We start from the raw sequence: 11,803 nt of genomic DNA on the forward strand, positions 1-11,803 counted from the left end.
GGTTCATGGATCGCATACAAAACATCACGCACAAATGAAAAAGCCGGTCGATGACCGGCCCCTTCCCAGTCGATAATCAATTGACTGTGAGCTTATCCCGATTACGGTCCAGCAAAGCCTTGCCGATGCCTTTGATCTCGAGCAGTTCATCCACCGAGGTGAAGGCACCGTGCTCATTGCGGTAGGCGACGATGGCCTCGGCCTTGGTTTTGCCGATGCCGACCAGGGTTGATTGCAGGGTTGTGGCGTCGGCATGGTTCAAGTCGAGCTTGGCTGCCGGCAGAGTCACCATGGCGGCCGTTGGCTCGACTTGCACTTGCGCAGCCATTGCCGAAAGCGAGACCGCAGTGAACAGGGGCAGAAAGAGATACGACAGGACCGTGTTACGCATGGCTGAAACTCCTTGGTTATGAATTTGCAAAGCAGCATTTCCTTGGCTGCTACCGAAACCTAGACCGGCAGGAGTATCGACGCAAATGTCTTCAAAGCGGATTGTTTTACTAAACGAGTCCGAACACTGTGTGCGTGAGGGTGAAGGCGATGACACCATGAAAAAGGTCGCCCGTGGGCGACCTTTTTCAGTGTACTGAAAGCAACAGAGGGTTGCCGATCAAACGTTCTTTGTAAATCTTTCAAGGTCTCTGCGACGCTGAGCGATAGCATGCAGAATGATGGCCAGCAAAACCCCTAGCATGGCACCCAGCATCAAGCCGGTCATAATCATCAGGGATTTTTTCGGCCAAATGGGCTTGAGGGGTTGCAGCGCGTACTTGTCGATAGTGACCAGATTCAAGCGCTTCACATCAAAGTCAAGCTTGTTCAAGCGCGCCATTTCAGAACGCAGAGGCTCGATGTTCTGCAAGAACACATCTTCGTTTTCGCGCTGCTTCAATGATTCGATAAGACGGTTGTTCTTCAGCAGCATGAGCGCTTTATTAATCTGCGTCACCTGCGGCTCGGTAAAATCATCGGAGGTCCGCTGACGAAGGACATTGCGTTCGGCTTCCAGGGCATCGGTACCCATGAAATACAGCGGGATTTGCTGATTGTTGACCTCAGTGCGGATTACGTTGCCACCCGATTCGCCTTCGCTGGCCATGGATGAGGGGGTAGAAGGCTTCTTCAACCCCAGAGAGCGAGCGATGGTGATGGCTTCGCTCAACAGGGCAATTCGCTCGGCACGCCGCGACTTGAGCTGAACACGCAGCGCCCGAAGCTCATCTTGCAATTGTGCGCGCTCGAGATTGTCCTTCTCCAGCAGCGTGGCGATTCTTGACTCCTTGTCCGCTTCATATGCAGCACGGGCAGCATCCAGCTTGTCCTCAAGTTCGTTCAAACGGTTCTTGATGATGACCGACAAGTCCGCAGCCACTTGCTGCCGCTCAGATTCGATGGCGTACTTGACGAAGCCATTGAGAATTTCCCCACCCTCGACATTCTTTGGATAGCGCAACTCCAAGCCGATATAGGCGCTCAGCAGATCAAGCTCCTTCTTGGCGTCAGGCAGCACCAGCTTGAGGGAGTTGCGATTGAACTCTTCGAAGGCTTGTTCTTCCGTCTGCCCTTCTTCCCGCAAAGGGGCAAATAGCTGTGGATTGGCGCGATAATAACCTAAGCGTACATCGTAGGAATCCAGCGCGGCGCCTACGCTGATCAACGCCTTTTCGCGCGGCAGCGAATAAACGCCGGAGCGGTTAAGGGCATCCAGATCATTGAGTGCGGCAGGCCGCAGTGTGGTGCTGACCTTGTACTCTGGAGTGGTGAGGAAAGCATAGACTCCCGCCACTGCCCCTACCGCCAGAGAAAAAGCAGCAATCAGAAATTTCTGTTTCCAAAGGCTTTGAAGCACGGCTATCAAATCGATGTCGCTGCTTTGGCCTACGGGAAGTACACGGGAAATGCTGGTCACGCACATGCCTGCTTGGTCGAGTTTCAATGGCTCCAACGAAAGGCAAAGTGTCACCAAAATTCTGATAGGGTGCGTTCCATACCCCATTGACTCGATCCTGGAGAAACTTCCCTATCATCAGACGATAAAAGCCGGCATTGTGCCATCTTCCGCTAAGTCAAGCCACTGTACGACCGGTCTTTGTAGGAATAATTCCCAACCCAAAGATCGCAAGGGAAACTCTGATGACGGCTTCCAGATTTGGCAAAATGCATCACCTCAAACGCCGAGACACCTAACGAAACAGATGACCTTTGCCGACGCCGAACACGCCGATAAGTGCAAGCAGAAACGCAAAGAGTTGTTACTGATTGAAATGGATCAGGTGGCGCCCAGGAAGGGGTTGATCGCCCTGATCGAGCCGCGCTACCCAAGAGGTGACGGTGGCCGTCCGGCGTATCCCCTGATGCCGATGCTTTATGTAAATCCAATGCAGAACTGGCTCGGCTACAACGACCCGGCACTGGAAGAAGCGTTGTCTTAGACGACCATTCTGCGCCAGTTTTTAGGTGCTGTATGCACGAGTGGTGTGCAGAGGGGATGGAAGTACAAGCGGGTACTAAAACGAGACAGATCTGATAACGATCTGCCTCTTCATATATTGATCAAGGATCGAGACGGCGCTGCTGGTAGATCCAGTCAACTATTTCGCCATCCGGTGCGTAGCCACTCACCGTTTCACGCAACAATTGCCGTACGCGGTTGTAGTCATCCGCAGAAACCGCTTCAAGAAATTGATTGAGCCGCTCCTTGAGGACGTCCCAGGACAGGAAGTCCTCCTGTGCACTCATGATCATCGGATGCCGCGTGGCAACCACATTGTCACCAATCAACAACTCTTCATAGAGTTTCTCACCCGGGCGCAGGCCAGAGAACTCAATGGCGATATCACCGTGGGGGTTGCGTTCCGAGCGGACACTCAGGCCCGAGAGATGGATCATTTTCTCTGCCAGTTCGACGATCCTTACCGGCTCACCCATATCCAAAACAAAGACATCGCCCCCTTGCCCCATCGAGCCGGCCTGGATGACCAACTGCGCGGCCTCGGGAATGGTCATGAAGTAACGGGTGATCTTCGGGTGGGTGACAGTCAGTGGGCCTCCAGCCTTGATCTGCTTATGGAACAATGGAATTACCGAGCCGGAGGACCCTAGAACATTGCCAAAGCGGACCATGGTGAACCGGGTCTTGTTAACTTGCGAGATATTACTCGCGTCGCCAAACAACACGGGGGCCACCTCACGGCTCAACGCCTGCAGCGTCATTTCGGCAAGACGCTTGGTACTGCCCATCACATTGGTCGGGCGTACCGCCTTGTCCGTCGAGATGAGGACAAAGTTTGAAACACCTGCCTGCAAAGCAGCCTGGGCGGTATTGAGCGTACCGATTACATTGTTCAACACGCCTTCGGCGATATTGTGCTCAACCATGGGCACATGCTTGTAGGCTGCGGCGTGATACACCGTTTCGACCCGCCAGGTCTTCATGATATCGAGCAGTTGGGGCTGGTTACGCACTGAGCCGAGGATCGGCAACAGACGCGTCGATAGCGACTCCCGGGTAACACGCTGCTCCAGCTCGGAGAGGATACTGTAGAGGTTGAACTCGCTGTGTTCGAACAGGATCAATGTTTTCGGGCCGAGACCGAGAATCTGTCGACATAATTCCGATCCGATTGAACCACCCGCACCGGTCACCAACACCGATTGGCCAGCAATGCACCGTTCAAGCAGATCAGCCTGGGCCGGGACCGAATCCCGTCCCAGCAGGTCGGCGATGTCGACTTCCTGAATGTCGTCGACCTTCACACGCCCACTGGCCAGGTCCATAAAACCCGGCACACTGCGAACATGCAACGGAAACGCTTCAAGGTAGCCGAGAATTTCCCGCCGCCGTCCACGCGGAGCAGATGGAATTGCCAGCAGCACTTCCTGAGCGCCGGTTACATCGATCATGCGTTGAATGTGCCGGGGCTTATAGACTTGAAGGCCAGAGATCACTCGATCAGTAATACTGCTGTCATCGTCAATGAACGCCACCGGGCGCATGACCTTGCCCATACGCAAGGCGGCCACAAGCTGGTTGCCAGCAGCGCCGGCCCCATAAACGGCGACCTTGGGCAGACCATCATCACGACTGGTAAACGGAACATGCTGAGCCGCCGTGAACCAATCGCCGAGAAAGTATTGACGCATGCCTAAGCGCAAGCCGCCTACCATGATCAGACTCAACCACCAGTAGTTGAAGATGATCGAACGGGGCACGACGTTCTGATGGTTGCTGTACCAGTAAACTACCACGCCCAGTATCAGGGCCGACAAGCTCACCGCTTTGATGATCGCAATCAAGGCGTCGGTGCCAAAGTAACGCATCACCGCCCGATACATGCCAAAGCGAATGAACAGGGGAATGGAAACAACCGGTGCAATGAAAAACAGCCAAGGATGTTCGAGGACTGGATTAGCCATTTCGTCAATGCCCAAACGCACCACGAAGGCCAGCCACAATGCGCCCCAGACCAACAGCGTATCTGTCGTTACCTGAATCAGCCGCTTCTGCCGGCGAGGCAGGCTCAATAGCCAATTACGAAAACTGTCAATCATCCTTAGTGAACCTCACCACTTTCCCCTGAATACACGTGATACTTGAAATGAACCTTCCATTGGCCGTGACTGGACGGATGAATGGTTTATTTTTTTGTTGCCAGTGCCATGACCGCCTGCAGCGTTGAGCAGGTCTGCGCCAGTTCGGCGTCCGTCAAGGTCGGGTGTACGAGGAACATCACGCTAGTCTCTCCCAATTCCTGCGCCACGGGCAGGCGCGCATCAGGACGCCAGCCAGTATTGTCAAAAGCCTTCTCCAGATACACCTCAGAGCACGAACCGGCGAAACACGGCACACCACGCGCGACAACCTCGGCAATGATGTGATCGCGGGTCCAGCCGTCAGCCAGGGCCAGAGGCTCAACGAACACATAGCATTTGTAAGCGGCGTGAGTAATTTGCGCGGGGATGGTAGGTACGCGCAACCCTTCAAGGGCTTCGGCACAATGCCAGATCTTCTGCGCGTTTTTCAGGCGAGCAGCCTGCCATTGCGGCATCCGTTCCAGTTGAATGCGGCCAATTGCGCCCTGCACCTCCAGCATCCGCCAGTTGGTACCGAAGCTCTCATGCAACCAGCGAAAGCCTGGGGCATGCTCACGTTCGTAAACCGCCTCCCAGCTCTTGCCATGGTCCTTGAATGCCCACATGGTCTTCCACAAATCACGATCATTGGTGGTGACCATGCCACCCTCGCCGCCCGTGGTCATGATCTTGTCCTGGCAGAACGACCAGGCGCCGACATGACCAATCGAACCTACTGGGCGGCCTTTGTAATGCGCACCATGCGCCTGGGCGCAGTCTTCGATGACCTTGAGATCGTGCTTGGCTGCCAGCGCCATGATCGGGTCCATATCACACGGCCAGCCGGCCAGATGGACACAGATGATGCCGCGGGTACGGGGGGTCAGCACTGCTGCAATGGTTTCAGCGGTGATGTTCTGAGTGTCGCGGTCGACATCGGCAAATACCGGCACTGCACCGGCGTTGACAATACTCGATACCGAAGCGAGAAAAGTTCGCGGGGTAACAATGACCTCATCACCCGCACCGATATTCAGCGCATGCAATGCCAGGTCAAGGGCTACGGTGCCGTTCGCCAAGGCGATGGCGTATTCCGTTCCAGCCCAGGCAGCAAAGGACTTTTCAAACTCGCGGCATTCCTGTCCAGTCCAATAGTTGACCTTGTTGGAAAGCACCACATTGCGAACAGCCTCGGCCTCTGCTTCGGTAAAGGAAGGCCAAGGAGAAAAAGGGGTATTCAACACAGCGTTTACCTGCTATCCGGAATTGAAAAGGGGCTGTCGGCAATTCAACGGGCCACTTGGTAACATGTGCCCAGACCGTCCATTGACTCAGCGTGTCTCAGCGGCGAACTAGAACTCGTGCAGGCACCCCTGCTACGGTCATGTTATCAGAGATATTACAAACTACAGCGGCGCCGGCACCCACGACCACACTGGAACCAATCTCCAGCACTTGACGAACGCAAGCACCAATGCCAATCCAGCTCAAATCCCCAACGTTGACCATCCCCGCCAATCTGGAACCTGGACAGATATGTACGCAATTGCCGAGAACACAATCGTGATCAATGCTGCTGCCAGTATTGACGATGCACCCCTCGCCAAGGGTCGCGTAGGCGTTAACCACGGCATTGGCGAACACTACGGTTGCCGCCCCCAGCTTTGCGTAACGGCTGACTACTGAGGCTGGATGCTGCAAAACCGGCAACGACGCCCCCGCAGCCTTCAACTCAGCCAATTTCCGCTGACGAATTGTATTATTTCCAATCGCTACCAGCACACCCTGAAAGTCATTTATCCGGGCAAGCAGGTCGGCACTGCTGCCGACTACCGGCCAGGCACCATTGCTGGTTATCCCCGGCCAGGCATCATCGAAGAACTCGATAATGTCCCAACCGGAACATTCGGCTGTGTCGGCAACTACCTTGCCATGGCCACTCGCACCAAGGATCGCTAATACTTTCATTTCTTGGAGCCGGTAAATTTGGACATGGTGACTTCCCCTTCACCACTGATACCGTCCCTGACCAGGACCTTCTTGACTGTCAGGAAAATGATCTTGATATCGAGCCATAACGACTGGTTATCAACGTACCAAACATCCAGCCTGAATTTTTCTTCCCAAGACAATGCGTTGCGACCGTTGATCTGCGCCCAACCGGTCACCCCCGGACGGGCGTCATGGCGGCGCAACTGCTCGGCGTCATACAGCGGCAGATATTCCATCAGCAATGGCCGAGGGCCGACCAGGCTCATGTCACCTTTGACCACGTTCCAAAGTTCAGGCAACTCATCCAGACTGCTGGAGCGAAGGAAACTGCCAAAAGGTGTCATCCGCTGCGCATCAGGCAACGGGTTTCCATGGGAATCGTGGGCATCGAGCATGGTACGGAACTTGACCATCTCGAAGGGCTTGCCGTCCAACCCCGGCCTGATCTGGCGAAAAAGCACCGGGGAGCCGAGTCGCTTGCGAATCAGGTAGGCGACCACCGCGATCACCGGCGACAGGACAATGAGCCCTGCACCTGCGGCAAGGATATCGAAACAACGTTTTAACATGAGAAATCCCTAACCATGGGTATACCGCTTACCAACTCCAACGTCAGCCGGTTACTTCGACAACCGCTTAAAGTGCACACCAAATCGCTCGACACCGACCCGCAAAGAAAGCTTTTGCTGGTAGTAGTCGTAACCGTTCTTACCCATTTCCAGACGCGCCTCTGGCGTGAGCTGCATCAGTGCTATCGCCGCCTCGGCAAGAGACGCCGGGCTTTCCCATTCGCCGACTACACCACAGCCAGCGGTTGCGACCAGGTCTGCTGCATCGCCATCCACCGCCATCAGCAGGGGCTTCCCGGCGGCCATATAGGCCTGGGTCTTGGATGGAATGGTAATGGTGAACAATGGGTCTTTCTTCAGATGCACCATTAATGCATCGGCATGAGCAAGGTAAGCCCCCACCTCGGACATCGGTACACCAGGTAGAAAAACCACGTTATCAAGCTGCTTGGCCGCAGCCATCTCCTGCAGACGCGTAACCTCTACCCCTCCACCGAGGAAGACGAACATCAGTCCTGGCGCTCGAGACTTGAGTAATTCGGCTGCACCGATGACTGCTTCCAGCGCTTGCGCCTTCCCCATGTTTCCAGCGAACAAAACTCTGAACCGCGAGGCATCAGGGAAGTTGTCAGGCCGCTCGGCATTCGGCGCACGCACTACGTCTTCTGCACACCAATTGTAAATCACGTCGATCTTCTGCGCGGGGACACCGCGCTCGATCAACAAGCGTTTGAAACCCGGAGACAAGACGACAATCTGGTCAACCCTTTTGTAAACCCAGTCACACACACGGGCAACCACCCTGAGTGCTTTCTCATTGGAAAACATCCCCGTCGCCCTGAGCGTATCCGGCCACATGTCCTGAATGTCATACACCACCGGCACACGCCGCAGCAGGCGAATGAAGGCCGCCGCAATACCGACGGTCAGCGGTGGATGGTAAGCATAAATGACATCGGGCTTCTTCGCGCCAAACAGCCCATACAACAGGCTGCTGGCAGCGAAGGTAATGTAATTGAGTACCCGCCCAATGCCGCTTTGCCCATGACTCGGGTACAGCGGCACCCGCGTCACGGTGACGCCATCGATGACCTCGCGCTGAATGAGCTTTATCCGATATCCCGGATAGAGCTTGCCACCGGGGTAGTTGGGGAACCCGGTGACAACCTCAACTTCAAATCCCTGCGCAACCAACTCTCGAGCAAAAACGAGCCCCTTGAATGTCGGCTCAGGATCAAACCACTGAGTCAGCAATAGAACACGAGTGGCCATCCCGATTAGTACCTTCTCCAGACAGTGCGCATAACGTAGTCACGGTAACTGTGAATGATCCGCACGACCTTCTCGGAGACATTCGGCATGCTGTAGTCTTCAACGAGCCGGAAGTTGCGCGCCGCGCCACGGCTCTGGCTTTCAATCAACCGCAAACCTTGCAACACGCGCTCGACTTCCAGCCCAGTCATCATTACTGCAGCCTCTTCCATTCCTTCCGGCCGCTCATGGGCTTCGCGCAGGTTCAGCGCCGGGAAGTTGAGGATCGACGACTCTTCGTTGATCGTGCCGCTGTCCGATAACGCTGCCTTGGACGACAACTGCAATTTGTTGTAATCGGTAAAGCCTAAAGGCTTGAGCAAGCGGACGTTGGCATGAAAGGTAACACCCAAGGCATCGACGCGCTTTTGCGTGCGCGGATGGGTGGACACAATTACTGGCAGATCGAACTGCTCGGCAACTGTGTTGAGAACATCAACCAGTTTGAGAAAGTTTTTGTCAGCTTCGATGTTTTCTTCACGGTGAGCGCTCACCACGAAGAATTGACCTTCCTGCAGCCCAAGGCGTTCCAGGACATCCGACGCTTCGATGCGTGGCCGATAGTACGAAAGTACCTCGAACATCGGGCTACCGGTCTTGATCACCATGTCAGGAGAAAGCCCCTCGCGAAGCAGGTAGTCCCGGGCGATGGTGCTATAGGTCAAGTTGATGTCAGCCGTATGGTCGACAATTCGCCGGTTGATCTCTTCAGGCACACGCATGTCAAAGCAGCGATTGCCGGCTTCCATGTGGAAGGTAGGAATTTTTCGCCGCTTGGCCGGAATGACGGCCATACAGCTATTGGTATCCCCCAGCACCAGCAATGCCTCGGGGTCGACTTCGGCCAGAACGCGATCGACGGCAATGATCACATTGCCGATGGTTTCCGCGCCTGAGGCGCCAGCTGCATTGAGGAAGTGGTCGGGTTTGCGAATGCCCAGATCCTGAAAGAATATCTCGTTGAGTTCATAATCGTAGTTCTGGCCGGTGTGCACCAGGACATGCTCACAATGCTCGTCCAGTGCAGCCATTACGCGTGACAGACGAATGATTTCCGGACGGGTACCGACGACGGTGACGACTTTCATTTTTTTCATCAAGCTCTCTCCCTGAATCATCTCGCTCACGGGCACAACGGCAGCGCGTAAGTATCCGGATGTTCACGGTCAAAAATTTCATTTGCCCAAAGCATCACAATCATTTCGTCATCACCAATGTTGGTGATGTCGTGAGTCCAGCCTGGCACGGTCTCGACAATGGTCGGCGTCTCGCCTGTCGTCTCGAGCTCATAGAACTCACCGGATACGATCTGACGGAAACGGAAGCTGGCCTTGCCTTTGATCACCAGAAACTTTTCGGTTTTCGAATGGTGATAATGGCCACCACGGGTAACTCCCGGGTGCGCGGTGAAATAGGAGAACTGCCCCGCATCCGGGGTTTTCAACATTTCCACAAACACGCCGCGAGGGTCGCCGTACTTGGGCACTTCGTAGGTGAACGATGCCGCTGGCAGGTAACTCAGGTAGGTGGAGTAAAGCGCTCGCACCAGACCCGTTCCGACCGGCTCGGTGATCAACGTCGCGCGGCTGGATCGAAATGCGCGGATCTGCTCGGCCACAGCCCCCACAGTGGAGGTATACACCGGTTCGACATCGACCTTGCCCGGTACGGCTACCTGGCCTTCCATGATCGCCAGGAAATGGCGAACGACATCGTCAACATACACCAAGGTAAGCGCTGCCGACTCATCATGAATCTGGATAGGTAGATCATGTGCAATGTTATGGCAGAACGTGGCAACGGCAGAGTTGTAGTTGGGACGCGCCCACTTGCCGAATACATTGGGCAAACGGAAGATATAGACCGGGCAGCCATGGCGCTCGGCCAGATCATCCAGCGACTTTTCTGCAGCCAGCTTGCTCTGACCGTAAGGGTTGTCCCGATCAGCTTGAATCGAGGAGGTATAGATCAGCGGGATCTTCCTTCCGCAAGCGCCCAGCGCATCACACAATTGCTGGGTCAGGTCGCTGTTGCCACTCTTGAACTCGGCCGGGTCCTGAGGACGGTTGACACCGGCCAGGTGAAAGATGCAGTCAACTTCGGCGACTCTGGCTTGCAGCAAGGCCGGGTCATCACCACGAGCAAAACCCAGCACCTCGATATCACTGCGTTCGCGCAGGTGAGCGACTAGGTTACTGCCGATGAAACCGTTAATACCGGTAATCAGAACCTTCATTGATCACTCCTCCGGCGTGGCATGCTCGCCACGCTGGATAGCGCGCATGAAGTCCAGTTTCAGCAGCAGTTGCTGCATGCCGGCAACATCAAGACGCTGAGTGTTATGCGAGTTGTAGTCTTCGGTGTGGGAAATTTTTTCTTCACCCTGCTCGACGAACTTGCTGTAGTTCAGATCGCGCAGATCTGGCGGTACACGGAAGTAATCGCCCATGTCTTCGGCACACGCCATCTCTTCGCGGCTGAGCAAAGCTTCGTACAGCTTCTCGCCATGACGGGTACCGATAACCTGAATAGGATGTTCAGGCTTACCCACCATCAGGGTCAGCGCCTGAGCCAACGTCTCTACCGTGGCAGCTGGCGCTTTCTGCACGAACAGATCGCCGTTGTTACCATGCTTGAAGGCATACAGCACCAGATCGACTGCGTCGGCGAGCGTCATCATGAAGCGGGTCATGTTTGGATCAGTAATCGACAGCGGAACACCTTGGCGAATCTGCTCGATGAACAGCGGGATCACCGAACCACGGGATGCCATTACGTTACCGTAGCGAGTGCCGCAGATTACAGTGCGCGAGTCGTCAACATTCCGAGACTTAGCCACCATGACCTTCTCCATCATTGCCTTGGAAATACCCATGGCATTGATTGGATAGACTGCTTTATCGGTGCTGAGGCAAACCACACGCTTGACGCCGTTTTGGATTGCTGCCTCCAGTACGTTCTCCGTACCCAGCACATTGGTTTTCACCGCTTCCATTGGGTGAAACTCACAGGAAGGGACTTGTTTAAGTGCGGCAGCATGATAGATAAAGTCAACACCACGAGAGGCATTGAGAATGCTCTGATAGTCACGCACATCACCGATATAGAACTTCAGCTTTGCACTGACATAGCGCTTTCGCATGTCGTCCTGTTTCTTCTCATCCCGACTGAAGATCCGGATTTCGGAGATATCACTATCCAGAAAGCGCTTTAGCACAGCATTTCCAAAAGAACCTGTACCACCGGTAATTAGCAAAACCTTATCTTTGAACATACCCACCCCAACCGTCAGCAAAGCGAAAGCTTAATCGCCTTGGCAAACCTATGTAGAAACAAATCACCGGTGCCAAGTAGGCCTG

10 protein-coding genes and 1 pseudogene are annotated in these 11,803 nt (G+C 54.8%); 1 reads left to right on the forward strand and 10 read right to left on the reverse strand.

Translation table 11 applies throughout. The annotated features are described in order from the left end of the window. Positions 1-76: 76 nt before the first annotated feature. Together M5G17_RS07315 and M5G17_RS07320 are read right to left on the reverse strand one after the other, a co-directional pair. Entirely contained in the window at positions 77-391 is a 315-nt protein-coding gene (locus M5G17_RS07315) for a ComEA family DNA-binding protein (protein ID WP_273892313.1), read from the reverse strand. Positions 392-610: 219 nt separating this feature from the next. Further along, on the reverse strand, positions 611-1,909 hold the full coding sequence (locus M5G17_RS07320) for a Wzz/FepE/Etk N-terminal domain-containing protein (RefSeq protein ID WP_273892314.1): 1,299 nt from the start codon (positions 1,907-1,909) through the stop codon (positions 611-613). 286 nt (positions 1,910-2,195) lie between these two features. Between M5G17_RS07320 and M5G17_RS07325 the strand changes: the two are divergent. Then, positions 2,196-2,429 (forward strand): annotated as a pseudogene (locus M5G17_RS07325) (transposase); the annotation flags it as partial. A gap of 124 nt (positions 2,430-2,553) precedes the next feature. On the opposite strand, the gene M5G17_RS07330 reads toward M5G17_RS07325, so the two are convergent. From M5G17_RS07330 to M5G17_RS07365, 8 genes are all read right to left on the reverse strand, one after another. Beyond that, a complete protein-coding gene (locus tag M5G17_RS07330) occupies positions 2,554-4,551 on the reverse strand; it encodes a polysaccharide biosynthesis protein (protein ID WP_273892315.1) in 1,998 nt (665 codons plus the stop codon). An 86-nt stretch (positions 4,552-4,637) separates the two neighbouring features. After that, complete coding sequence (locus M5G17_RS07335) at positions 4,638-5,816, reverse strand: DegT/DnrJ/EryC1/StrS family aminotransferase (protein ID WP_273892316.1); 1,179 nt, start codon at positions 5,814-5,816, stop codon at positions 4,638-4,640. 97 nt (positions 5,817-5,913) lie between these two features. Further along, complete coding sequence (locus M5G17_RS07340) at positions 5,914-6,540, reverse strand: acetyltransferase (protein ID WP_273892317.1); 627 nt, start codon at positions 6,538-6,540, stop codon at positions 5,914-5,916. Then, positions 6,537-7,133, reverse strand: a complete 597-nt coding sequence (locus tag M5G17_RS07345) for a sugar transferase (RefSeq protein ID WP_273892318.1) — start codon at positions 7,131-7,133, stop codon at positions 6,537-6,539. The genes M5G17_RS07340 and M5G17_RS07345 overlap by 4 nt, the downstream gene beginning before the upstream one ends. A 51-nt stretch (positions 7,134-7,184) precedes the next feature. After that, a complete protein-coding gene (locus M5G17_RS07350) occupies positions 7,185-8,405 on the reverse strand; it encodes a glycosyltransferase family 4 protein (protein WP_273892319.1) in 1,221 nt (406 codons plus the stop codon). A 5-nt stretch (positions 8,406-8,410) separates the two neighbouring features. Next, entirely contained in the window at positions 8,411-9,541 is a 1,131-nt protein-coding gene (gene wecB / locus M5G17_RS07355) for a non-hydrolyzing UDP-N-acetylglucosamine 2-epimerase (RefSeq protein ID WP_273892320.1), read from the reverse strand. 26 nt (positions 9,542-9,567) lie between these two features. Beyond that, positions 9,568-10,680 carry a UDP-2-acetamido-2,6-beta-L-arabino-hexul-4-ose reductase gene (wbjC, locus tag M5G17_RS07360; protein WP_273892321.1) on the reverse strand — a complete coding sequence of 371 codons (1,113 nt, stop codon included), beginning with the start codon at positions 10,678-10,680 and terminating at the stop codon, positions 9,568-9,570. Positions 10,681-10,683: 3 nt separating this feature from the next. Next, positions 10,684-11,718 (reverse strand): polysaccharide biosynthesis protein, encoded by a 1,035-nt coding sequence (locus tag M5G17_RS07365; protein ID WP_273892322.1) that lies wholly within the window; start codon positions 11,716-11,718, stop codon positions 10,684-10,686. Positions 11,719-11,803 lie beyond the last annotated feature (85 nt).

Source organism: Pseudomonas rubra (genome assembly GCF_028656935.1).
Classification (GTDB): Bacteria; Pseudomonadota; Gammaproteobacteria; order Pseudomonadales; family Pseudomonadaceae; genus Aquipseudomonas; species Aquipseudomonas rubra.

Coding starts and splice junctions, on each gene's coding strand:
- M5G17_RS07340 (WP_273892317.1), bottom strand. CDS start 6,540: ATGAAAGTATTAGCGATCCTTGGTGCGAGTGGCCATGGCAAGGTAGTT.
- M5G17_RS07330 (WP_273892315.1), bottom strand. CDS start 4,551: ATGATTGACAGTTTTCGTAATTGGCTATTGAGCCTGCCTCGCCGGCAG.
- wbjC (WP_273892321.1), bottom strand. CDS start 10,680: ATGAAGGTTCTGATTACCGGTATTAACGGTTTCATCGGCAGTAACCTA.
- M5G17_RS07350 (WP_273892319.1), bottom strand. CDS start 8,405: ATGGCCACTCGTGTTCTATTGCTGACTCAGTGGTTTGATCCTGAGCCG.
- M5G17_RS07365 (WP_273892322.1), bottom strand. CDS start 11,718: ATGTTCAAAGATAAGGTTTTGCTAATTACCGGTGGTACAGGTTCTTTT.
- wecB (WP_273892320.1), bottom strand. CDS start 9,541: ATGAAAAAAATGAAAGTCGTCACCGTCGTCGGTACCCGTCCGGAAATC.
- M5G17_RS07315 (WP_273892313.1), bottom strand. CDS start 391: ATGCGTAACACGGTCCTGTCGTATCTCTTTCTGCCCCTGTTCACTGCG.
- M5G17_RS07345 (WP_273892318.1), bottom strand. CDS start 7,133: ATGTTAAAACGTTGTTTCGATATCCTTGCCGCAGGTGCAGGGCTCATT.